Here is a 22,530-nt window from a genome sequence, read left to right as displayed (position 1 = left end):
CCAATGTTTTCTCATTCGACCTAACTTATGTCAACCGACAAATAAATCCGATTCCAAATCGAACCGGGGGGGATCCGAGGCTTGCATCCAGCGCGCGTGCTGCGCATTGTGCGCCTTTGACCGCTTGTTTCGGGGTTTCAGTGTCGCGTCCGGTTTTCGACGATCTGCAGGCCCGCCTGCGCTCGCTCGCCCGCGGGGACCTGCCGGCGGCAGTGGCCCTGCCCACGGGCAGCCGGGCCGAGCGTTCGGCCGCGCTGCGCGCCCGGATCGTCGAGGCGGCCAAGCCGGAATTCGCCGCCAAGGGCTATGACGGTGCCTCGGTCCGCTCCATTGCCGCGGCGGCGGGCATCGAACAGGGCCATCTCGGCTATCACTTCAAAACCAAGCGGGCGCTGTGGGAGGCGACGGTCGACACCGTCTTCGCCGATTTCCCGGAGACGGTCGCCGGCAATGTACCGCGCACCTATGAGGATGCGCGCACCGTCATGCGCACCCTGCTGCAATCCTATGCCGCCTATTGCGTGGTCTGCCCGGAACATGCCCGCATCGTCTTCAACGAGGCGGCGGGCGGGGGCGAGCGGCTGGAATGGCTGGTCGAGCGCCACATCCGGCGGCGCATCGCAGCGATCGAGCCGGTGTTCAAGGCGGCGCGCGACCGGGGTGCCGTGGCGCCGACCTCTTTCGAAGCCTTCGTGATCAGCTTCTTGGCGGCGCTGGGCCTCACCTATGCGCTGGGCAGTTTCCCGGCCGCGATCTTCGGCCCGCCCGGGGCGGACCCGGCAGGCGTGCCGCCGGTGCCTCTCGAAGAGATGATCGCCCTTTTCGTCAAGTAGTCGGGGTCAAGTAGGGCGTGCGAGGCCACCCGCCTGCTCGATGAAGGCGGCGATATCCGCGACACCGTCGCCTTTGGCGGCGCGGGCGAAGACGAAAGGCTTGTCGCCCCGCATCTTCCGGGCATCCCGGTCCATCACCGAAAGATCGGCGCCCACCAGGGGGGCGAGGTCGGTCTTGTTGATGACCAGGAGGTCGGAGCGGGTGATGCCCGGGCCGCCCTTTCGCGGAATCTTGTCGCCGGCCGAGACGTCGATCACATAGATCGTCAGGTCCGCCAGCTCCGGGCTGAAGGTGGCGGCCAGATTGTCGCCGCCGGATTCGATCAGGATGAGGTCGAGATCGGGGAAGCGCCGCCGCATCTCGGCCACGGCGGCGAGGTTGATCGAGGCATCTTCGCGGATCGCGGTATGGGGGCAGCCGCCGGTCTCGACGCCCAGGATGCGCTCGGCCTCCAGGCTGCCGGCACGGGTCAGGAATTCCGCGTCTTCCTTGGTATAGATGTCGTTGGTGATGGCCGCGATGTCGTAGCGCGCCCGGAAATGCTGGCACAGCTTGTCCATCAGCGCCGTCTTGCCCGAGCCGACCGGCCCGCCGACGCCGACACGCAGGGGGCCGCTGGGATTACGCAGAGTCATGGCTTGGAATCCTGTTCCGCGCGGGCCGGCGCCACGCGCTTCATGAAGGCGTCGAACAAGGGCACGGTGAAGGCCGTATCGCCGTGGGCCGGGCTGTAGATCATGCCCTTGGCGATGAGGGAATTGCGTAGCGGTGCGACGGCGCTGACGGCTTTTCCCAGCTTTTCGGCGATATCGCCGGAACGATGCGGACCTGGACCCAGCGCAGCCATTGCCGCCATATAGGCCTTCTCGCGGGGAGTCAGCCGGTCGAAGCGGACGCGGAAGAAGCTCGCGTCCAGCTCGGCCAGGGCTTCCAGCGTCGCGCGGTCGGCATGGGCGCGGGAGATCGGCGATTCGTCGGCGATCTGCCAGCAGTGCTTGCCCCATTCCTGCAGAAAATAGGGATAGCCCTGGGTCTCCCGCAGGATGGAGTCGATCGCCGCCTCGTCGAAATAGACGAATTCGCGCTCGGCCGGCAGCTTCAGGGCATCGCGTGCCGCAGCATCGGGCAGGCGGTCGATCGGAACGAATTCGAACAGCCGTTCGGCATAGGATTTCGCCCGTCCCATCTGGCCGAGCAGCTGCGGCAGCCCGGCGGCGACCATGGTGACGGGCAGACCGTCCTGCGCCGCACGGTGAAGAGCACCGATCAGCGCGGCCAATTCGCCCTCTCGGACGTATTGAAGCTCGTCGATGAAGAGAACCGCGGCCGACTTGCGGTCCCGGACCACGGCCCCCACCGCGGCGAAGAGATCGGCCAGATCGAGTTCGAGATCGCCGCTGTCCGCCAGGCCCGGCTCCGCATCGACGTCCAGGCTGACCTCTATGTCTCCGACCTTGGCCTTGAAACTCTTGGCAAAGCCCGCCAGCGCCCGCCAGGCGCGGCCCGCGACGACCTTGGCCGCCTCGCCCCGATCCAGGCGCAGGAGAAGGGCACGCATGTTGGGAATGAGCAACGCCGGCAGCGGCCTGTCTTCCAGCGCCTCGATCCTGATCGTACTGAAACCGCGTGCCTCGGCATCCAGCCGGATGCGGTTGAGCAGCACCGTCTTGCCGACCCCGCGGAGGCCGTAGAGGATGAAACTGCGCGCCGGCCGGCCCGCGCGAATGCGATCGAGCGCCACGGCGGCCCGTTCGATCAGCTCGTCGCGCCCGGCGAGTTCAGGCGGCGGCGTGCCCGCCCCCGGCGCGTAGGGATTGCGTCTCGGGTCCATTTGTAGGGTTCTTATCCCAAGTTACAGAAATTCAATAACTTCAGGTAAGATAGCTATAATCGCGTGGCCTTGCCAAGGGCGCCGCCTCGAGACTCAGCCGGCGGCATAGGCATGCAGGCGGTCGCCGCCGGCCGCATGGACGCTGGCGTTGAAGGAGACGATCACCCGTTCCGCCGTGCCGGCATAGGGCAGGGCCTGATGGGCGAGCCAGGACGGGAAGATGGTGAGCTGGCCGGCGACCGGCGCGACGTCCCGGTGCGGCGGCTGGAGATAGGCGTTGCCGACATCGACGAAGGCGCCGCCGAGCGTCGCGAAAGGCGGGCCGTAGAAGCGGGTCGCACCATTGGCGGCGCCATGGACGGGGTGGCGCACCCGCGCTTCCTCCGGATCGACCTGGACGACATAGACCCCGGACCAGGAGCAATTGCCGTGGGTATGGACGTCATGGAAGGCGCCCGCGTTGCTGCACTGGAACCACATGCCCTGCAGCGCCACCCGAAGGTCGAGCCCGCCATCGGGCCAATGGCCTTCATTGGCCCGGGCCGCCGTGTCGTGCACCCGGTCGACCACGAAGCGCACGAAATCCGCCCAGCCGGGCAGGGTGACGCGCTGGACGAGGTCGTCGTCGCTGGCGAAGAAGGGCCGGGCCGCCTCGCCCCGCTGGCGCCGCTGCTCGGCCCGGAGGGCGTCGAAAGCGGCGACCAGGCGGGCATTGAAGGCTTCCGCCCCGGCCAGACGGTAGATCCCGATCGGCGTCGGCCACAGGGCGTGGAAACCGGGGGCGAGGGGGCTCATCTCAGGTCCGGAACAGGCGGGTATATTGGGTCTCGTGGCGCATGGCGCAGAGGTCGGAGACCAGGCAGGCGCCGCCCAGCGCCTCGAAGGGATCGGCCGCGGGATCGAGCACCGCCGCCCGCGTAGCGACATCGTCGACCAGGGCGGCGAGGGCGGCCAGGGCGCATTGCCCGTCGGTCTGGCCGAGGGGCACGAGGCGCTGCGCCGCCGAGACCAGATTGGCCGCGAAACCATGGAGATAGGCGGCCAGCGCCGGGCGCAGCGGCACCCCGTGCAGCGCCGCCAGGGCACCGACGGCAATCGGATAGGGCAGGGGGTCGGGCAGGGCGTCGAGCCCGGCGACCGGCCAGGCATTTTCCGAGATCAGGCGGAAGGCCGTGCCCTGGGCCAGGGTCTCGACCTGGCGTTCGCGCGCCGGCACCAGGGCGGCGGCGAGTCCGGCGAGCTGCGCCAAGCGGGCACCGTCCCCCGCCGCGGCATGGGCATGGACGAAGAAGACGGCGTCGTTCCAGCCGCTGCCGGCCGCCAGGAGATCGCTCAGCCAGGCGGTGAGGCCGGCCCGATCCTTGACCCAGCCCTGTTCCACCGCCCATTCGAGGCCATGGGAATGGCTGAAGGCACCGACCGGATAGGAGGGCGACAGCCAGGCCAGCAGGCGGAACAGCGCCGCCCCGGTCAGGCCGTCGCCAGCGACCATGCCCTCAGTGGTCATGCCCGCAATGTTCGTGGCCGTGGTGGTCGTGATCATGACCGTGTTCGTGGCCATGCTTTTCGCCATGGTCGTGACCGCAGCAGGCGCCGTGTTCATGGCCGTGCTCGTGCCCGGCGTGGGCATGGTCGTCGTGGCCATGGTCGTGGCCGCAACAGGCGCCATGCTCGTGGCCGTGTTCCTGCGCATGGTCGTGGTGGCCGCCGGCATAGGCGCCGCCCTCGGGCTCGAAGGCGGCATCGATCTTGGCCACGGTGGCGCCCAGGCCGACCAGCATGTCCTCGATCACATGGTCGGGGCGGATGCGGATCGCCGCCGGCAGGAGCTGGGCCGGCAGGTGGCGGTTGCCCAGGTGCCAGGCGATGCGGACGAGATCGGCCGGCGTCTTGGCCGTGACTTCGACCAGGCGTTCCGGCGCGGCGGCGACCCGGATCACCCCGCCGCCGTCGAGCGCCAGGCCGTCGCCGTCGTTCAGCGGCACGAGCTCGGGCAGGTCCAGCAGGAACTGCTGGCGACCGGCCGAGAGCACGGCGCGGCGGCGCAGCCGCGCCTCGGAATCCAGCACCACTTCGCCGACCACCGAATCGTCGGCGAAACTGCCCTTGGGCAGAACGGCGGATGCGCGCTTCATGGCTTGTCCCTCAGAACAGGAAATAACGCTGCGCCATGGGTAGCACAGTTGCCGGCTGGCAGGTGAGAAGTTCGCCATCGGCCCGGACTTCATAGGTTTCCGGATCGACCTCGATATGAGGGCAGGCGTCGTTCAGGATCATGGAAGCCTTGGCTGCCTTCATCCGCGTGCCCTCGACCGCCGCCAGGGTGCGCTGGAGGCCCAGCTTCCGCCCGATGTCGAGGTCGAGCGCCGCCTTGGAGACGAAGGTCAGGCAGGAAGCCGCCATGGCTCGGCCGAAGGAACCGAACATGGGGCGGTAATGCACCGGCTGCGGCGTCGGGATCGAGGCGTTGGGATCGCCCATCAGGGCCTGGGTGATGGTCCCGGCCTTCAGCACCATATCCGGCTTCACGCCGAAGAAGGCAGGGGTCCAGAGCACGAGGTCGGCCAGCTTGCCCGCCTCGATCGAGCCGACATGAGTGCTGATGCCATGGGCGATCGCCGGGTTGATGGTGTATTTGGCGACATAGCGGCGGGCCCGGTAATTGTCGTTGCCCGGGCCGTCGCCGGGCAGGCTGCCCCGCTGGGTCTTCATCTTGTGCGCGGTCTGCCAGGTGCGCAGGATCACTTCACCGAGCCGGCCCATGGCCTGGCTGTCGGACGAGATGATCGAGAGCGCGCCGAGGTCGTGCAGGATGTCCTCGGCCGCGATGGTTTCCCGCCGGATCCGGCTCTCGGCGAAGGCGACGTCTTCCGGAATGCTCGAATCCAGGTGGTGGCAGACCATGAGCATGTCCAGATGCTCATCGAGCGTATTCACCGTGAAGGGCCGGGTCGGATTGGTCGAGGACGGGATCACATTGGGCAGGCCCGCGACCTTGATGATGTCCGGGGCATGGCCACCGCCCGCCCCTTCGGTATGGAAGGCGTGGATGGTGCGGCCCTTGAAGGCACCGATGGTATCCTCGACGAAGCCGGATTCGTTCAGCGTGTCGGTGTGGATCATCACCTGGACGTCGTAGTCGTCCGCGACCGAGAGGCAGCAGTCGATCGCGGCCGGCGTGGTGCCCCAATCCTCGTGCAGCTTCAAGGCACCCGCCCCGCCCAGGATCTGCTCGACCAGGCCGGCGGGATCGGAGGCATTGCCCTTGCCGGCGAACATCAGGTTGACCGGCAGGCCTTCCGCCGCCTGCAACATGCGGGCGAGATGCCAGGGCCCGGGGGTGCAGGTCGTCGCATTGGTGCCGGTGGCAGGCCCGGTGCCGCCGCCGATCAGGGTGGTGACGCCGGACGAGATCGCCTCTTCGACCTGCTGCGGGCAGATGAAATGGATGTGGCAGTCGATACCGCCGGCGGTGAGGATCTTGCCCTCGCCCGCGATCACTTCGGTGCCGGGACCGACGATGATGTCGACGCCGGGCTGGGTATCGGGATTGCCGGCCTTGCCGATGGCGGCGATCCGCCCGTCCTTGATCGCGACGTCGGCCTTCACGATGCCCCAATGGTCGAGCACCACGGCATTGGTGATCACGGTATCGACGGCACCGGCCGCCCGCGTCACCTGGGATTGGCCCTGGCCGTCGCGGATCACCTTGCCGCCGCCGAATTTCACCTCTTCGCCGTAGATCGTGTAATCCTTCTCGATCTCGATCAGAAGCTCGGTATCGGCGAGACGGATGCGGTCACCCACGGTCGGGCCGAACATGTCGGCATAGGCCGCGCGGCTCATCTTCATCGGCATGTCAAAGCTCCCCCATCACCAGGCCGCGGAAGCCGACCGCACGGCGCAAGCCCCGGAACGGCACCAGCGTGACCTCGCGCGTCTGCCCCGGCTCGAAGCGGACGGCGGTGCCGGCCGGAATGTCCAGCCTGTAACCCTTGGCAGCCATGCGGTCGAATTCGAGGCCCGCATTGGTTTCGGCGAAATGATAATGGCTGCCGACCTGGATCGGCCGGTCGCCGACATTGGCGACCGTGAGGCGGATCGCCGCCGCCCCTGCGTTCAACTCGATCTCGCCTTCGGCGGGAATGACTTCACCCGGAATCATGTCGGCACCTCAGCGGATCGGCGAATGGACGGTGACCAGCTTGGTCCCATCGGGGAAGGTGGCTTCGACCTGGACGTCGTGGATCATCTCGGGAATGCCCTCCATCACCTGGTCGCGGGTAAGCACGGTGGCGCCGGCCGCCATCAGGTCGGCCACCGAGCGGCCGTCGCGGGCACCTTCGACCACGAAATCGGTGATCAGGGCGACCGCTTCCGGATAGTTCAGCTTCACGCCGCGCTCCAGCCGCTTCCGCGCCACGATCGCCGCCATGGCGATCAGCAGCTTGTCCTTCTCCCGTGGTGAAAGATTCATGATTCAGGTCCCTCAATCGCCGGGCCGGCCGCATTCGCGGCCTTGGCTCGCTTCGCTGAAGCTTCGCGGGGCCTCAACGGCCCTTGAAAAGCTGGTTGTCAGTCCCTCAAGCGCCGGGCGGCCGCATTCGCAGCCTTGGCTCGCTTCGCTGAAGCTTCGCGGGGCCTCAACGGCCCTTGAAAAGCTGGTTGTCAGTCCCTCAAGCGCCGGGCGGCCGCATTCGCGGCCTTGGCTCGCTTCGCTGAAGCTTCGCGGGGCCTCAACGGCCCTTGAAAGCTGTGGATTCATATCTGCCAGACCCTGGGCAGGGGGCGGTGGTCGCGCAGCACGGCGAGGGCGGCGATCACCATGGGGCGCAGGTCCGCGCCGGTCGGGGCCAGCAGGCGCGCGACGATGATACCGTCGAACTCGCTGGCGCCCCAAAGGGGGAAAGGGCCTAGGGCATTGCGCAATTCGGCCAGCTTGTCGCCCCGCTCGGGCGCCGCATGGACGAGGGCGGCGATCGCCCGCGCCCCCTGGCCGACCGCCGCGCGGTCGAGCCTCGCCTGCATGTCGCCTTCGAGCGAGAGCACGTCGGCATGGACCAGGCGGCCGCCGCGGCTGAGACGCCAGGCATCGCGGAAGGAGCCGCGGCGCACCGTCTCGCCCCGCGCCGTGCGGCCGAACACTACTTGTTCGATCCCGGTGAAGCTGGCGTCGGGGGCGAGCTCGATGCGGAGGTCGCGGGCAATCGCGCAGTCGTCGAACAGGATGGTTTCCTGCGGCAACCATTCGGCGTTGGCGCCGGCGCGGATATCGAGCCGGGTGGTGAGCCGGGCGGGCAGGGGGCCGATGGCGCGATAGGCGCGTTCCGCCGCCTGACTGGCGATGGTCGCCGCGGCACCGTCTTCCCAGGTCACCGCGGTGTCGATCCGGTCGCCGCCGGTCAAGCCGCCCGCGGTATTCAGGGTGACGGCACAGGTCATCGCGCCCGCTTCCACCTTGGGGAAGCGGGCCTTGGCGCAGCCTTGCTGATAGAGGTCGCCCAGCGCGGTGATCTCGCCGCGGCGCCGGAAAGAGAGGGCGAGGCGCCCCTCCGCCCGGGCGAGGGAGGCGGTGGGTTCAGACCATGACGTGGCGGCGAACCTCGGATTCATCCAACTGGTCCTTGGGCCCGGCCAGGACGACTTCGCCCCGGTCCATGACCGCCAGCGTCTGCCCCAGTTCGTGCGCGAAATCGAAATATTGCTCGACCAGCAGGATTGCCATTTCGCCGCGATCGCGCAACAGCGCGATGACGCGGCCGATGTCCTTGATGATGGAAGGCTGGATGCCTTCGGTCGGTTCGTCGAGCACCAGGAGGCGCGGCTTCATCACCAGCGCCCGGCCGATCGCCAATTGCTGCTGCTGGCCGCCGGAAAGGTCGCCCCCGCGCCGGCGCAGCATGTTCTTCAGGACGGGGAAGAGCTCGAAGATCTCGTCCGGCACCTTGCGCTGGCCGCGCGGCAGCACGGCGAAGCCGGTCTCCAGGTTTTCGCGCACGGTGAGCAGGGGGAAGATGTCGCGCCCCTGGGGCACATAGGCGACACCGCGGCGCGCCCGCTCGAAGGGTTTCAGGCGGGTGATGTCCTCGCCCTCCCACAGGATCTTGCCGCGCGTGACCGGCTGATTGCCGGTGATCGCGCGCAAGGTCGAGGTCTTGCCGACGCCGTTCCGGCCGAGCAGGCAGGTCACCCGGCCCACTTCGGCGGTGAGCGAGACGCCGCGCAGCGCCTGGGCGGCGCCGTAGAAGAGATCGATTTTTTCGACCGACAGCATGACCCGACCCCTCAGCGACCCAGATAGACTTCGATCACGCGTTCATTGGCCTGCACCTGGTCGAGCGGGCCTTCGGCCAGCACCGAACCTTCGTGCAGCACGGTGACCTTGACGCCGAGCGCCTTCACGAAGGTCATGTCGTGTTCCACCACGACGACCGAGCGGGTCTTGTTGATCTCGACCAGGAGCTCCGCGGTTTCCGCCGTCTCGGCATCGGTCATGCCGGCGACCGGCTCGTCCACCAGGAGGAGCGCCGGCTCCTGGGCCAGCAGCATGCCGATCTCGAGCCACTGCTTCTGGCCGTGGGAGAGATCGCCGGCCAGGCGACCGGCGGCGTCCTGCAACTTGGTGAGTTCCAGGAGCTCGTCGATCCGGGCCTTCTCCTTTGCCGTCTCCCTGGCGAAGAGGACGGCGAAGGGCTTGCGCAAGCCGGCCAGCGAGAGCTGGAGATTGTCGCGCACCGTGTGGCTCTCGAACACGGTCGGCTTCTGGAACTTGCGCCCGATGCCGAGGGAGGCGATGGCGGCCTCGTCCATCTTGGTCAGGTCGACGTCGCCGTTGAAGGCGACGGTGCCGGTGTCGGGCCGCGTCTTGCCGGTGATGACATCCATCATCGTGGTCTTGCCGGCGCCGTTCGGGCCGATGATCGCCCGCATCTCGCCCGGTGCGATGACCAGCGAGAGGTCGTTCAAGGCCCGGAAACCGTCGAAGGTGACCGTGACGCCGTCGACATAGAGGAGGGGCTTCGGGGAAATGTCGCCGATCTGCATGGGGGCCCCTCCTATTCGCCGGCCGGCTTCGAGGCTTCGGCGGGAGCCGCCGCCTGGGCCTTCCGGTTGCGCGCCATCTCGATCAATTGCGGCACCGTGCCGATGATGCCCTTGGGCATCAGCAGGGTGACGAAGACGAAGAGGCCGCCCAGGGCGAAGAGCCAGAGTTCGGGCAGCACGCCGGTGAACACCGTCTTGCCGAAATTGACCACGATGGCGCCCAGCGCCGCCCCGACCAGGGTGCCGCGGCCGCCGACCGCGACCCAGACCACCGCTTCGATCGAATTCTGCGGCGCGAATTCGCCCGGGTTGATGATGCCGACCTGCGGCACATAGAGGGCGCCTGCAAAGCCCGCCACCACCGCCGAAAGGGTAAAGGCGGCGAGCTTGTAGCCCTCGACCCTGTAACCCATGAAGCGCGCCCGGCTCTCGGCGTCGCGAACGGCGATCAGCACCTTGCCGAAGCGGGACCGCGTGATCCAGCGGAAGAGCACGAAGGTTGCACCCAGCAGGATGGCCGAGGCGGTGAACAGGCCGACGCGCATGCCGTCGGTCTGCATGTTCATGCCGAGCAGGTCCTTGAAGTCGGTCAGGCCGTTGTTGCCGCCGAAACCCATGTCGTTCCGGAAGAAGGCGAGCAGCAGGGCATAGGTCATGGCCTGGGTGATGATCGAGAGATAGACGCCGGTGACGCGCGAGCGGAAGGCGAGATAGCCGAAGACGAAGGCCAGGATGCCGGGCACCAGGGCGACCATGAACATGGCGAAGAAGAAATTGTCGAAGCCGAGCCAGTACCAGGGCAGTTCCTTCCAGTTCAGGAACACCATGAAGTCCGGCAGGATCGGATCGCCGTAGACCCCGCGCGAGCCGATCTGGCGCATCAGATACATGCCCATGGCATAGCCGCCGAGGGCGAAGAAGGCGCCGTGGCCGAGCGACAGGATGCCGACATAGCCCCAGACCAGGTCGATCGCCAGGGCCAGGATGGCGTAGCAGAGATATTTGCCGAACAGCGCGACGAGGTAGGTCGGAACATGGAGCGCCGAGTCTTCCGGGGTCGCCAGGTTGGAGACGCCGATGAGCACGGTGGCGAGGGTGAGGACGAGCAGGAACCAGAAACCGGCCCTGTCGTCGCCGAAGAGACGTTTTCCGATCATCGTTCGACCGCCCTGCCTTTCTGGGGAAACAGCCCGCGCGGTTTTCGCTGGATGAACAGCACCAGGGCGACCAGCACCAGGATCTTGCCGAGCACGGCACCGGCCAGGGGTTCGAGCAGCTTGTTGGTGATGCCGAGGGTGAGGGCGCCGACCAGCGTACCCCAGAGGTTACCGACGCCGCCGAACACCACGACCATGAAGCTGTCGATGATGTAACCCTGGCCGAGGTTGGGCGAGACATTGTCGATCTGGCTGAGCGCCACCCCGGCGATGCCGGCGACGCCGGAGCCCAGGCCGAAGGTCAGGCTGTCGACCCAATTGGTGCGGATGCCCATGGAGCCCGCCATGCGCCGGTTCTGGGTCACCGCCCGCATCTGCAGACCGAAGGCGGTGCGCCGGAGCACGATCATCAGGACGACCAGCACCACGGCCGAGAAGACGATGATCCACATGCGGTTGTAGGTCAGCGTGATCCCGCCCAGCTCGAAGGCACCGGACATCCAGGACGGATTGCCCACTTCCCGGTTGGTCGGCCCGAAGATGGTGCGCACCGCCTGCTGGAGCACGAGGGAGAGGCCGAAGGTGGCGAGCAGGGTTTCCAGCGGCCGGCCGTAGAGGAAGCGGATGATCGAACGCTCGATGGCGATGCCGACCACGCCGGCGACGATGAAGGCGAGGGGAAGCGCGATCGCCAGCGAATAGTCGAACAGCCAGGGCGCTGAATTGCGGATCACCTCCTGGACCATGAAGGTCACATAGGCGCCGATCATCACCATCTCGCCATGCGCCATGTTGATGACGCCCATCACGCCGAAGGTGATGGCGAGGCCGATGGCGGCGAGCAGCAGGACGGAGCCGAGCGAGATGCCGTAATAGACGCTCTGCACCCCGGACCAGAGGGCGAGGCGGCCCTCGATGATGTCCTTGGCGTCGTCCAGCGCCTTGGCCAGTTCGGGCGATGGGCTGGGCACGTCGGACAGAAGGGCGAGGGCGTCTTGGTCGCCGTTCTCGGCGATCACTTTGACCGCTTCGAGTTTGGCCGCGTCGGCGGACCCGCCGGTCAGGATGATGGCGGCGCGGGCGCGTTCCAGCAGCGACTTGATGGCCGGATCGGTTTCCTTGGCGAGCGCCACCTCGACCACGGGCAGGGCGCCCTGGTCGCGCGACTTGAAGACGGCGGCGGCGGCCTCGCGGCGCTTGGCGGGATCGGGGCTCATCAGGGTGAGCTGGCCCATGGCGGCGTCGACCGCGCGGCGGATCCGGTTGTTGGCGCGCACCGCCTTGGCCCCCGGCGGGGCCCCGGCCAGGGCTTCGCCGGTGGCGGCGGCGTGATAGGTGCCGGCCGCGTCCTTGTAGACGATGCCGCCGTCGGCGCCGACGAAGAGCCTGCCGTCGGCCAGTGCCTGGAGGACATCGATGGCGGCGGGATCGGCGCTGGACACCAGGTCCTGCACGCCCTTTTCGATGTCGTCATAGGAAGAGGAAGCGAAGAGCTTCAAGGAATCGGCGAGCTGATCGGCCCGGGCGGGCAGGACCGCGGCGATCAAAGCGAAGAGCAGAAGGGCGAAAATCCGGAACCCGGAACGGGTCGAGGAGAGCATGGAGCGACCGCCTCTCGTACCATGCGCGGAACGCGCGAACTGGATGCTGATGGCCCTTGGGCCGAAATCCTCGAAAGAGGCCCCGGGCAGGGCGAACCTGCCCGGGGTGCAAGTCGAGGGAGGAGACCAGACGCAAACAACAGGAAATCAGTTTCGAACCAGGACTTTAAGTATTTCTTTGAATATTCCTTTGTTGATCGGAAGTCCGGGCAATTACTTGCCCGAACCGCCGCACTTGCCGGTGACCACATTGAAGTTGCCGCACTTGAGCGGCGAACGCCAATCCGAGATCAGGTCCTTCGAGCCTTCGAGGTAGTCGGACCATTCGTCACCCATGACCAGGCCGGCGGTCTGCGAGACGATGTTGAACTGGCCGTCGGCCTTGATCTCGCCGATCAGCACGGGCTTGGTGATGTGGTGGTTCGGCATCATGGCCGAATAGCCGCCGGTCAGGTTGGGCACGGTGACGCCGATCAGCGCGTCGATGACCTTGTCCGGATCGGTGGTGCCGGCCTTTTCGACCGCCTTCACCCACATGTTGAAGCCGATGACATGGGCTTCCATCGGGTCGTTGGTGACGCGCTTCGGATTGTTGGTGAACGCCTGCCACTTGGCGATGAAGGCCTTGTTCTCCGGCGTGTCGACCGACATGAAGTAGTTCCAGGCGGCCAGGTGACCGACCAGGTTCGAGGTGTCGAGACCCGCGAGCTCTTCTTCGCCGACCGAGAAGGCGACCACCGGAATGTCGGTCGCCTTGATGCCCTGGTTGGCCAGTTCCTTGTAGAAGGGCACGTTGGCGTCGCCGTTGATGGTCGAGACCACGGCGGTCTTCTTGCCGGCCGAGCCGAACTTCTTGATGTCGGCGACGATCGTCTGCCAGTCGGAATGACCGAACGGCGTGTAGTTGATCATGATGTCCTCGGGCTTCACGCCCTTGGCCTTCAGATAGGCCTCGAGGATCTTGTTGGTGGTGCGCGGATAGACGTAGTCGGTACCGGCGAGGACCCAGCGCTTCACGCCTTCCTCTTCCATCAGGTAGTCGACGGCCGGGACCGCCTGCTGGTTGGGGGCGGCGCCGGTGTAGAAGATGTTGCGCGAGGATTCTTCACCCTCGTATTGCACCGGGTAGAACAGGATGTTGTTCAGTTCCTCGAACGCCGGCAGCACCGACTTGCGCGAGACCGAAGTCCAGCAGCCGAACACGGCCGAGACCTTGTCCTGCGAAATGAGTTCGACGGCCTTTTCGCGGAACAGCGGCCAGTTCGACGCCGGGTCGACCACCACCGCCTCGAGCTTCTTGCCGAGGAGGCCGCCCTTCTTGTTCTGCTCGTCGATGAGCATCAGCATGACGTCCTTCAGCGTGGTCTCGCTGATCGCCATGGTGCCGGACAGGGAGTGGAGCACGCCAACCTTGATGGTGTCTTCGGCCTGGGCGCCCGAGACGGCCCCGACCACCGCCGCGGCGCCGAGGACCGCCCCGGCCAACCATTTCGTGAACCTCGTCGACATTCGTAACCCCCCAACCCTGTCTGATCCGAAGGCCGCGGAGCCGCGGCCGGCCTGAACGGTCCCGGGGTCGCCCCCGCCGTTGGCCGGAGAGTCGCAAGAGCTATGCCAAGGCTGTTTCTTGGGGGTGAACGCGGCCTGTATGCATGGCTTGCAGACCGAAGACACAGGGCAGAGGGCGCCGAAATACGGCACGCAGGGGTCGAATTGCGAGCAAGACTAAGGCAAATTGCGGAGCGGCCGCCCAAATTTTAAGCAGAGATGCCGGCCGGCTTCCCCGAAGGGAGCGCCGGCCGGCCTCACAGGGTCAGGCGACGGTCAGCGAGACCTCGATATTGCCCCGCGTCGCGTTGGAATAGGGGCACACGACATGGGCCTTCTGCACCAGCTCCTCGGCCACCGCGCGCTCCACGCCGGGCACGGAAACCGTAAGGGAAACGGCCAGTCCGAAGCCGGTCGGGATCGGGCCGATCGAGACGGCGGCCGAGACTTTCGCCGCGTCGGGCAGCGCCACCTTGGCGGCGCGGGCGACGAATTTCAGCGCGCTCAAAAAACAGGCAGAATAGCCGGAGGCGAAGAGCTGTTCCGGATTGGTGCCGGGGCCGCTGTCGCCGCCCAGTTCCTTCGGCACCGAGAGTTTGACCGAGAGGCGGCCGTCGTCGGTCGCCGCGGAACCGTCGCGGCCGCCGGTGGCGGAGGCATGAGCGGTGTAGAGGATCTTGTCAGGCATCTTGGGTCTCCCGTGTTGATGGGAGATATATAGCGTTCAATTAAATTGTACGCAATATAATATTCCGGCGCAGGACCTATGCGCCGGCCGCCAACCTCTCCCGGAAGGCGGCGACGGCGGCGCGCAGCGCCATCACCTCGGGTCCCGGGGCGCCCAGGCTGCACACCAGCGCCTCGTAGTGTTTCCGTGCCTCGGCCTGGAGGGTGCGGCCGGCCTCGGTCAGCAGGATGCGGACCTGGCGCTCGTCGGCGGGATCGCGCCGGCGTTCGACCATGCCCTGGGCTTCGAGACGCTTCAGCAGAGGGGTGAGGGTGCCGGAATCGAGATAGAGCTTTTCGCCCAGCGCGCCCACGGTGAGGTCGTCCGCCTCCCACAGCACCAGCATGACCAGATATTGCGGATAGGTCAGGCCGAGTGCCGTCAGCATGGGCCGATAGGCTTTGGTCATCAGATGCGACGCCGAATAGAGGGCGAAGCAGAGCTGGTCGTCGAGGTGGAGGGACAGGCCCTTCGGCGCTTCGGTCACGGCGATACTCCGGCTGATCACCGGAAATATATAGTGCGCAATCGACTTGTGCACGAGGGATAGAGCTCAGCTCTTTCCCGGGGTCTCGTCCCGGGTCAGGTAATAGGCCGCCAGGATCGGCAGGAAGGTGACCGCGATGACGAAGACGGCGACCACATTGGTGACCGGCCGCTGTCTGGGCCGCACCAGTTCGGACAGCATCCAGATCGGCAGGGTGGACTGCTGGCCCGCCGTGAAGGTGGTCACGATCACTTCGTCGAAGGAGAGCGCGAAGGCGAGCATGCCGCCGGCCAGCAGGGCGGTCGCGATATTGGGCAGCACGACGTGGCGGAAGGTCTGGAAACCGTCCGCCCCGAGGTCCATGGAGGCTTCGACCAGGCTGCCCGACAGGCGCCGGAAACGCGCCACCGCATTGTTGTAGACGACGACGATGCAGAAGGTGGCATGGCCCAGCACGATGGTGAGAATGCCGTAGTCGAAGTCGAGCAGGTTGAAGGCGGCGCGCAGCGCGATGCCGGTGACGATCCCGGGCAGGGCGATCGGCAGGATCACCAGGAGGGACAGGCCCTCCCGCCCGAAGAACTGCCGCCGCGCCAGTGCCGCCGCGATCAACGTGCCGAGCACCATGGCGATCGCGGTCGCCGCCAGGGCCACCTGGACCGAGAGCGAAATGGCCGACCAGATGTCGTCCCGCCCGAAGGCGACGCCGAACCATTTGAGCGTCAGGCCCGGCGGCGGGAATTGATAGGACTTCTCCTCCGTCGTGAAGGCATAGAGGAGGACGAAGAGCAGCGGCACATGGAGGAACAGCAGGCCGCCGAGGGCGGCCGCCTTGAGCGGGCGGGAGGCGCGGTCAAAGGGCATCGAAGGCCCCCATCCGCTTGGCCGCCCAGAGGTAGAGGCCCATGATCGCGACCGGCACCACGGTGAAGGCGGCGGCGAGCGGCACATTGCCCGCCGTGCCCTGCTGGGTCAGCACCGCCTGGCCGATGAAGAGCGTCGAGCCGCCGACGATCTGCGGGATGATGTAGTCGCCGAGGGTGAGCGAGAAGGTGAAGATCGAGCCGGCGATCATGCCCGGCAGGGCCAAGGGCAGGATCACGTGGCGGAAGGTCTGGCCCGGCCGGGCGCCCAGGTCCTGCGAGGCTTCGACCAGGTTGTGCGGCACCCGTTCGAGCGAGGCCTGCAAGGGCAGGATCATGTAGGGCAGCCAGACATAGGTGAAGGTGAGGAAAGTGCCGATATAGGAGGTCGACAGGCTGGGGCCGCCGATCACCGGGATCGCCAGGATCGCATCGACCAGCCAGGTGAGGCCCAGGCTCTGCGCCGCCCAGGAAACGATGCCTTCCTTGGCCAGGATCAGCTTCCAGGCATAGACCTTGACCAGATAGGACGACCACAGCGGCATCATCACCAAAAGATAGAAGGCCGCCTTCATCCGCCCCCGGGCATAGCGCGCGGCGTAATAGGCGATCGGAAAGGCCAGCGCCGCCGAAGCCAGTGTCACCGCCGCCGCCATTGCGACCGTGCGGATGACGATGTCCAGATTGGCGAGCTGGAAGAGCTGGCCATAGGTCGAAAGGGTCAGGGTGTAGTCGATCGTCCCCGAGAATTCGTCGATCGAGAAAAAGCTCTGCGCCAGCAGGGCGAAGAGCGAACCCAGATAGATGATGCCGAGCCAGAGCAGCGGCGGCGTCAGCAGCAGCGCCAGATAGACGCCGGGCCGGCGCAGCAGGAAGTCCGACAGGCCGCGAAGCGGCCCGCGCGGTGCGGCCAGGACGGCGGTGGTCACACCGCCTCCATGGCCCAGAGGGCGCTCAACGGAAAGCCCAGGGTGACGGCGGCGCCGGGCGCCAGGCCTGCGCCTTCCGCCGCGGGCAGGGCGACCGCGAGCCGCGTGGCCGCGTCCACCGCGACCAGCAGGCGGCGCGAGGCGCCGTGATATTGGGCATCCTCGATCCTTCCGGGCAGCGACGCCCAGCCTTCCGGCGCCGGGCCGTCGAGCAGGGAGAGCGCTTCCGGGCGGAGCGAGCAGGGCGCCGCCGGCCCGCCGAGCGCCTGAGCCAGGCCCGCCTCGATCACGTTGGAGGCGCCGACGAAACGGGCGACGAAGGGCGTGCGCGGGCGTTCGTAGATGTCTTCCGGCGGGCCGACCTGGACGATCCGCCCCTCGGCGAAGACCGCCACCCGGTCGGACATGGAGAGCGCCTCGCCCTGGTCGTGGGTGACGAAGACGAAGGTGGTGCCGAGCTTTCGTTGCAGCGCCTTCAGCTCGACCTGCATTTCCTCGCGGAGCTTGAGGTCGAGGGCGCCCAGGGGCTCGTCGAGCAGGAGGACGCGGGGCTTGTTGACCAGCGCCCGGGCCAGCGCCACGCGCTGGCGCTGGCCGCCGGAGAGCTGGGCCGGCCGCCGCTCGCCGTGGGAATCCAGGCGAACCAGGGCGAGGGCCGCCCGGGCCTCGGCATGGCGCTGCGCCTTGGGCACGCCCTTCACCATCAGGCCATAGGCGACATTGTCGAGCACATTCATATGCGGGAACAGGGCGTAGTCCTGGAACACGGTGTTCACCGCCCTTGCATAGGGCGGCACGCCGGCCGAGGGCACGCCGAAGATCTCGATCTCGCCTTCGCTCGGCTGTTCGAAGCCGGCGATGAGGCGAAGGCAGGTGGTCTTGCCGGAGCCCGACGGGCCGAGCATCGAGAAGAATTCGCCGGGGGCGATGTCGAGGTCGACGCCGTCGACGGCGCGCACAGCCCCGAAATGGCGGGCCACGGCACGGAAACGGACGGCGGGAGCGGATGAGGTCATCAGGATCTTCTGGCGAAACGGGTCAGGCCCGCCACCCCGCGCCGGGGGCGGCGATGCCTAGGGGTCGCGCGGCCCCGGCGCGCCGCCGGGGCCGCGCCGGTTGCAGGATCAGCGACCGCCCAGGATGGCGATGTAATCCGTGACCCAGCGGTAGTAGGGCACGCAGGCTTCCTGCGACTTGCACTTGGTGACCGGGGTCCGCCAGAAGTGGATCTTGTCGAAGTCGCCCAGGCCGTTGGTGGCGCAGCCCTCGTCGCCCAGCAGGGCATTGCCCTTGCAGGCGGCGAGCACCACGGGCACCGAGCCGAACCAGGCCGCCAGGTCGCCCTGGAGCTTGGGTTGCAGCGAATGCTCCATCCACATGTAGGCGCAGTTCGGATGGGCGGCATCGGCATGCATCATGGTGGTGTCGGCCCAGCCGGTGGCGCCTTCCTCGGGGATCGTGGAGGCGGCGGGCTTGCCCTGGCTCTTCAGCAGGTTGACCTGGAACGGCCAGGAGGAAGAGGCGACGACGCCTTCGTTGTTGAAGTCGTCCACCTGCATCATGGCGTCGTGCCAATAGCGGCTGACCAGGGCGTGCTGGGCGCGCAGCAGCTCGAGGGCCGCCTTGTACTGGTCCTCGTTCAGCTCGTAGGGGTCCTTGATGCCGAGTTCGGGCTTGGTCTTCATCAGATAGAGGGCGGCGTCGGCGATATAGATCGGGCCGTCGAAGGCCTGGACGCGGCCCTTGTTGGGCTTGCCGTCCGGCAGGTCCTGGGCGGTGAAGACCACGCTCCACGACTTGGGCGGGGCATCCTTGAAGACCGTGGTGTTATACATCAGCACGTTGGAGCCCCACTGATAGGGCACGCCGTAGTGCTTGCCGTCGACCGTGTGCCAGGGCGCATCGGCCAGGCGCGGGTCGACGTTCTTCCAGCTCGGGATCAGCTTGGTGTTGATCTCCTGCACCTTCTTGCCGGAAATCATGCGGAGCGAGGCATCGCCCGAAGCGGTGACCAGGTCGAAGCCGCCCTCGTTCATCAGGGCGACCATCTCGTCCGAGGTGCCGGCGGTCTTCACGCGGACCTTGCAGCCGGTCTCCTTCTCGAAGTCGGTGACCCAGTCGTAGGCCTTGTCGCTCTCGCCCCGCTCGATATAGCCGGGCCAGGCGACGATATCGACGAAGCCCTCCGCCTTGCCGATCTTGGTCAAGGGCGCCGCCCCCGCGGCACCCGACAGGGCCCCCATCACTGCCGCAGTACAGGCGGCAACCACCAGCTTCTTCATGGCCTCACCCCTCGTGCTTCGCACTGGTCGCGCTTGGCGTCTGTGTTTTCCCACCGGGAAAATACGCATCCCGGCAGGGGGACAGTATGAAGCGAGGTCCGCGATCTAGTCCATATGGCCGCTGCGAGCAGCGCGCGCCCATGATGTTCTCGCTTCGCTAAACCCGGATCGGCGCAAAGCGCCACCGAATCAGGGAATAACGAACAGGGGAAACGCATGAAGCGCAGGGACTTCATGACGGGGGCCGCCGCCGCGCTGGCCTTCGCCGGCCGGGCATCGGCCAAGGCGGCGAGCGAAGAGCTCGCCAAGCTGGGCAGCACGCTGACGGCCTTCGGGGCGCAGAAGGAAGGCAGCGCCGACGGGCTGCTGGTGCCCTATGCCGGCAAATGGCTGGGCGCGCCGCCGGGCATCGCCTTCGCCGGCACGGGCAAGCCCCAGGCGAACCCCTATGCCGGGGAAAAGCCGCTGTTCTCGATCGACGCCAAGAATTTCCAGAAGCACGCGGCCCGGCTCAGCGAAGGCCAGAAGGCCATGCTGCAGAAATATCCGGCCAGCTTCCGGATGGACGTCTATCCCTGCCACCGGGATTTCCGTTTCGACGATGCGCTGCTGGCCAATCTGAAGCTCAATGCCGCCGAAGCCGCGCTGACGCCGGACGGCGAAGGCGTCACCGGGGTCTTCGGCGCACCCGCCTTTCCCTTCCCCAAGACCGGGCTCGAGCTGATCTGGAACGCCGTCACCGTGCCGCGCCCCTTCACCGTGCGCGGCACGATGGACGAGGCGGTGGTCTATCCGAACGGCAATATCGCCTGGGGTGCCCAGAAGTGGGACATCTATTGCCCGTCCTACGATCCCGCGGTGAAGCGGGCGACCTTCGACGGCACCTCGGCCCTGGTCTATCGCACCACGATGAAGCCGGAACGGGAGTCGGGCACGGTCGCCCTGGCCCGGGAATATTGGGATTTCGCCAACCGCCCGACCCAGGCCTGGACCTATGTCCCCGGCACCCGCCGGGTCAAGCAGGTGGCCGAAGTGGCGGGCGACTATCCGCTCGGCCCCGGCGGCTTCCACACGGTCGACGATACCGGCCTCTGGGCCCAGTCACCCAAGCGCTACGACTGGGAACTGGCCGGCAAGCAGGAGATCTTCGTCCCCTACAATAATTTCGCCATCGACGATCCCGCGCTTCGCTACAAGGACCTGCTCGGCCTCTCGCACCTCAATCCCGCCTTCGTGCGCTGGGAATTGCATCGCTGCTGGGTCGTGAAGGCCCGGCTGAAGCCGGGGCTTCGCCATGTCTATGGTGCGCGCACGATCTATCTCGACGAAGATTCGCTCAATCCCGTGGTGGCCGATCTCTACGACCTGCGCGGCAATCTCTATCGCTTCGCGATGAACACCATCGCCTATGACTATGCGACCCGCATTCTGGGCCAGCATGTCACCGTCTATCACGACCTCGTCTCGGGCGCCTATATGGCGGACCGGCTCTCGAACGAGGTGACCGACCGCGTCCGCTGCAACGAGGGCGGCCGGACGGCGGGGGACTACACGCCCCAGGCCCTGCAGCGCCGCGTGACCTGAGGGGACGGCCCGGCGGAGGCTGGCCATGCGCGGGGCGCCATTGCCGGCGTCCCGCGTCCGGCGTAGAACGCCGGCCTGACGCCTGCGATTGGATCCCGCCTTGGCCTTGCCCGCCTCTCTCCTGCCGTCCCCGACCGGTCCCGCCGAACAGGCGATGCTGAATGCCGCCTACGACCGGCTGGCGGCCGAGGCGCGGCTGCTGCCGATCAAGGTAACCGGCTTCTATGGCAAGAAGCTGGCGGCCGAACTGGCGGTGCTCGGCCATACCGAGGGGCCGCTGCACCGGATCGCCTATCCGAGCCGGGAGCGGCTGTCGCAGCGGGCGCCGGGCGAAGTGGCCGATTTCGTCGACGACCGGGCCAACATGAAGACCGGCTCGCCCGCCATCGTGCAGAAATATGCCGACCGGGTGCTGTTCCTGGCGACGCCGCTGTGCGCCGGCCATTGCCAATATTGCTTCCGCCAGGACGTGCTGGCCGAGATGCAGGGCGAAGACCCGGCCGATCTTTCCGAGACCTTGGAAGCGCTGGTCGCCCATGTCCGGGCCAATCCGGCGATCACCGAGGTGATCCTCTCCGGCGGCGATCCGCTGACACTGTCGCCCGCCGCCCTGGGCCTGGTGCTGGACCGCCTGCGCGGCTTGGCCCAACTGACCTCGATCCGGCTGCACACGCGGGTCGCCGCCTTCGCGCCCCAATTCTTCGCCAAGGGCGACAAGATCCGCCTGCTGGCCGAGGCGGACGTCCGCCTGGTGCACCATCTGGTGCATCCCTACGAAGTCTGCGACGAGGTCGCGGACATGCTGCGCCGGCTGAATGCCGCCGGCATCCGGCAATACAACCAGTTCCCGATCCTGCGTGGCGTGAACGACGACGCCGGCCTGCTCGCCCGCCATATCCGCCGGCTGGACGAGCTCCGCGTCCGCACCATCTCTCTCTTCGCGCCCGACCCGATCCATTATTCGGCCGCCTTCCGCCTGACCCTGGACCGGCTCTTCGCCCTGCACGACCAACTCTCGGCCGAAACGCCGAGCTGGATCAATGCCGCCGCGTTGACCTTCGACAGCCCGCTCGGCAAATTCCGCCGCGAGCATCTGGTCTCGCGCGACCGCGCCCGCGGCCTCGCCCTGTTCCGCCACCGCGGCCGCGACATTCCCTATCACGACCTGCCCGAAGCGCTGGACCTGCCCGGCGATCCGGCCGTGATGCTCTGGCGGGACGGCGCCCCGGCGTAAGGCTCAGTCGAGCGCCAACACATCGGCCATGGAATAGAGACCGGCGGGCTTGCCGGCGGCCCAGAGGGCGGCATGGACGGCGCCGCGGGCGAAGATGCCGCGGTCGGTCGCCTTGTGGGCGAGTTCCAGGCGCTCACCGTCGGCGGCGAAGATCACGCTGTGCTCGCCCACCACGTCACCGCCGCGCAGCGTGGCGAAGCCGATATGGCCCTGCAGCCGGGCGCCGGTATGGCCGTCGCGCACCCGGTCCGAGACCGCGGCGAGCTCGACGCCGCGCCCGGCCGCCGCCGCCTTGCCCAGCGCCAGCGCGGTGCCCGAGGGGGCATCGACCTTGTGGCGGTGGTGCATTTCGACGATTTCGACGTCCCATTCCGCCGGTCCCAGGATCGAAGCGACCTTCTGGGTCAGC

Annotated in this window: 24 protein-coding genes; 3 read left to right on the top strand and 21 right to left on the bottom strand. The window is 67.2% G+C overall.

All coding sequences use genetic code 11. From position 1 onward, the window contains the following. The first annotated feature begins 140 nt into the window (after positions 1-140). A complete protein-coding gene (locus tag WC493_RS04265) occupies positions 141-833 on the top strand; it encodes a TetR/AcrR family transcriptional regulator (RefSeq protein WP_373062863.1) in 693 nt (230 codons plus the stop codon). A 6-nt stretch (positions 834-839) separates the two neighbouring features. Here the strand turns inward: WC493_RS04265 and ureG are convergent, their stop codons facing one another. The 20 genes from ureG to WC493_RS04165 form a co-directional block, all read right to left on the bottom strand. Then, the gene (gene ureG / locus WC493_RS04260) at positions 840-1,469 is read right to left on the bottom strand and encodes an urease accessory protein UreG (protein ID WP_373062861.1); all 630 of its coding nucleotides are present in this window, start codon (positions 1,467-1,469) and stop codon (positions 840-842) included. Next, on the bottom strand, positions 1,466-2,665 hold the full coding sequence (locus WC493_RS04255) for an AAA family ATPase (protein WP_373062859.1): 1,200 nt from the start codon (positions 2,663-2,665) through the stop codon (positions 1,466-1,468). Before WC493_RS04255 ends, ureG begins: the two co-directional genes overlap by 4 nt. 93 nt (positions 2,666-2,758) lie before the next feature. Next, positions 2,759-3,460 carry a putative 2OG-Fe(II) oxygenase gene (locus WC493_RS04250; RefSeq protein WP_373062857.1) on the bottom strand — a complete coding sequence of 234 codons (702 nt, stop codon included), beginning with the start codon at positions 3,458-3,460 and terminating at the stop codon, positions 2,759-2,761. Position 3,461: 1 nt separating this feature from the next. Beyond that, on the bottom strand, positions 3,462-4,226 hold the full coding sequence (locus tag WC493_RS04245; RefSeq protein ID WP_373062855.1) for an urease accessory protein UreF: 765 nt from the start codon (positions 4,224-4,226) through the stop codon (positions 3,462-3,464). After that, complete coding sequence (locus tag WC493_RS04240) at positions 4,162-4,800, bottom strand: urease accessory protein UreE (RefSeq protein WP_373062853.1); 639 nt, start codon at positions 4,798-4,800, stop codon at positions 4,162-4,164. Before WC493_RS04240 ends, WC493_RS04245 begins: the two co-directional genes overlap by 65 nt. A 10-nt stretch (positions 4,801-4,810) precedes the next feature. After that, positions 4,811-6,523, bottom strand: a complete 1,713-nt coding sequence (ureC, locus tag WC493_RS04235) for an urease subunit alpha (RefSeq protein ID WP_373062851.1) — start codon at positions 6,521-6,523, stop codon at positions 4,811-4,813. 1 nt (position 6,524) lies between these two features. Further along, positions 6,525-6,830: an urease subunit beta gene (locus WC493_RS04230; protein ID WP_373062849.1), complete on the bottom strand. Its 306-nt coding sequence runs from the start codon at positions 6,828-6,830 to the stop codon at positions 6,525-6,527. A 9-nt stretch (positions 6,831-6,839) separates the two neighbouring features. Then, complete coding sequence (locus WC493_RS04225; protein WP_373062847.1) at positions 6,840-7,142, bottom strand: urease subunit gamma; 303 nt, start codon at positions 7,140-7,142, stop codon at positions 6,840-6,842. A gap of 284 nt (positions 7,143-7,426) precedes the next feature. Beyond that, a complete protein-coding gene (locus tag WC493_RS04220) occupies positions 7,427-8,278 on the bottom strand; it encodes an urease accessory protein UreD (protein ID WP_373062845.1) in 852 nt (283 codons plus the stop codon). After that, positions 8,244-8,939, bottom strand: coding sequence for an urea ABC transporter ATP-binding subunit UrtE (urtE, locus tag WC493_RS04215; protein ID WP_373062843.1), 696 nt, complete (start codon positions 8,937-8,939; stop codon positions 8,244-8,246). The genes WC493_RS04220 and urtE overlap by 35 nt, the downstream gene beginning before the upstream one ends. 11 nt (positions 8,940-8,950) lie before the next feature. Beyond that, entirely contained in the window at positions 8,951-9,709 is a 759-nt protein-coding gene (urtD, locus tag WC493_RS04210) for an urea ABC transporter ATP-binding protein UrtD (RefSeq protein WP_373062841.1), read from the bottom strand. 11 nt (positions 9,710-9,720) lie between these two features. Next, entirely contained in the window at positions 9,721-10,866 is a 1,146-nt protein-coding gene (urtC, locus tag WC493_RS04205) for an urea ABC transporter permease subunit UrtC (protein WP_373062839.1), read from the bottom strand. After that, the gene (gene urtB / locus WC493_RS04200) at positions 10,863-12,467 is read right to left on the bottom strand and encodes an urea ABC transporter permease subunit UrtB (protein ID WP_373062837.1); all 1,605 of its coding nucleotides are present in this window, start codon (positions 12,465-12,467) and stop codon (positions 10,863-10,865) included. The genes urtC and urtB overlap by 4 nt, the downstream gene beginning before the upstream one ends. A gap of 213 nt (positions 12,468-12,680) precedes the next feature. Next, positions 12,681-13,976, bottom strand: coding sequence for an urea ABC transporter substrate-binding protein (gene urtA, locus WC493_RS04195; RefSeq protein WP_373062835.1), 1,296 nt, complete (start codon positions 13,974-13,976; stop codon positions 12,681-12,683). Between the two features lie 304 nt (positions 13,977-14,280). Beyond that, positions 14,281-14,703: an organic hydroperoxide resistance protein gene (locus WC493_RS04190; RefSeq protein WP_373062833.1), complete on the bottom strand. Its 423-nt coding sequence runs from the start codon at positions 14,701-14,703 to the stop codon at positions 14,281-14,283. 76 nt (positions 14,704-14,779) lie between these two features. Then, positions 14,780-15,151, bottom strand: a complete 372-nt coding sequence (locus WC493_RS04185; protein ID WP_373062943.1) for a MarR family winged helix-turn-helix transcriptional regulator — start codon at positions 15,149-15,151, stop codon at positions 14,780-14,782. A 144-nt stretch (positions 15,152-15,295) separates the two neighbouring features. Then, entirely contained in the window at positions 15,296-16,093 is a 798-nt protein-coding gene (locus WC493_RS04180) for an ABC transporter permease (protein ID WP_373062831.1), read from the bottom strand. Further along, the gene (locus WC493_RS04175) at positions 16,083-17,021 is read right to left on the bottom strand and encodes an ABC transporter permease (protein ID WP_373062829.1); all 939 of its coding nucleotides are present in this window, start codon (positions 17,019-17,021) and stop codon (positions 16,083-16,085) included. The genes WC493_RS04180 and WC493_RS04175 overlap by 11 nt, the downstream gene beginning before the upstream one ends. Beyond that, entirely contained in the window at positions 17,018-18,037 is a 1,020-nt protein-coding gene (locus tag WC493_RS04170; protein ID WP_373062827.1) for an ABC transporter ATP-binding protein, read from the bottom strand. Before WC493_RS04170 ends, WC493_RS04175 begins: the two co-directional genes overlap by 4 nt. Before the next feature lie 108 nt (positions 18,038-18,145). Beyond that, positions 18,146-19,303, bottom strand: coding sequence for an ABC transporter substrate-binding protein (locus WC493_RS04165; protein ID WP_373062825.1), 1,158 nt, complete (start codon positions 19,301-19,303; stop codon positions 18,146-18,148). 216 nt (positions 19,304-19,519) lie between these two features. On the opposite strand from WC493_RS04165, the gene WC493_RS04160 reads away from it, so the two are divergent. After that, the gene (locus WC493_RS04160; protein WP_373062823.1) at positions 19,520-20,887 is read left to right on the top strand and encodes a DUF1329 domain-containing protein; all 1,368 of its coding nucleotides are present in this window, start codon (positions 19,520-19,522) and stop codon (positions 20,885-20,887) included. A 100-nt stretch (positions 20,888-20,987) separates the two neighbouring features. Further along, the gene (locus tag WC493_RS04155) at positions 20,988-22,121 is read left to right on the top strand and encodes a radical SAM protein (RefSeq protein ID WP_373062821.1); all 1,134 of its coding nucleotides are present in this window, start codon (positions 20,988-20,990) and stop codon (positions 22,119-22,121) included. A gap of 3 nt (positions 22,122-22,124) precedes the next feature. On the opposite strand, the gene dapB is transcribed toward WC493_RS04155, so the two are convergent. Beyond that, a partial coding sequence (gene dapB, locus WC493_RS04150; protein WP_373062819.1) for a 4-hydroxy-tetrahydrodipicolinate reductase occupies positions 22,125-22,530 on the bottom strand: 406 nt, incomplete at its 5' end.

The sequence above is a fragment of the Zavarzinia sp. genome (assembly GCF_041650655.1).
Taxonomy (GTDB): domain Bacteria; phylum Pseudomonadota; class Alphaproteobacteria; order Zavarziniales; family Zavarziniaceae; genus Zavarzinia.
Note: the sequence above shows the minus strand (reverse complement) of the source record. Positions and strands in the feature narration are given on the sequence as shown.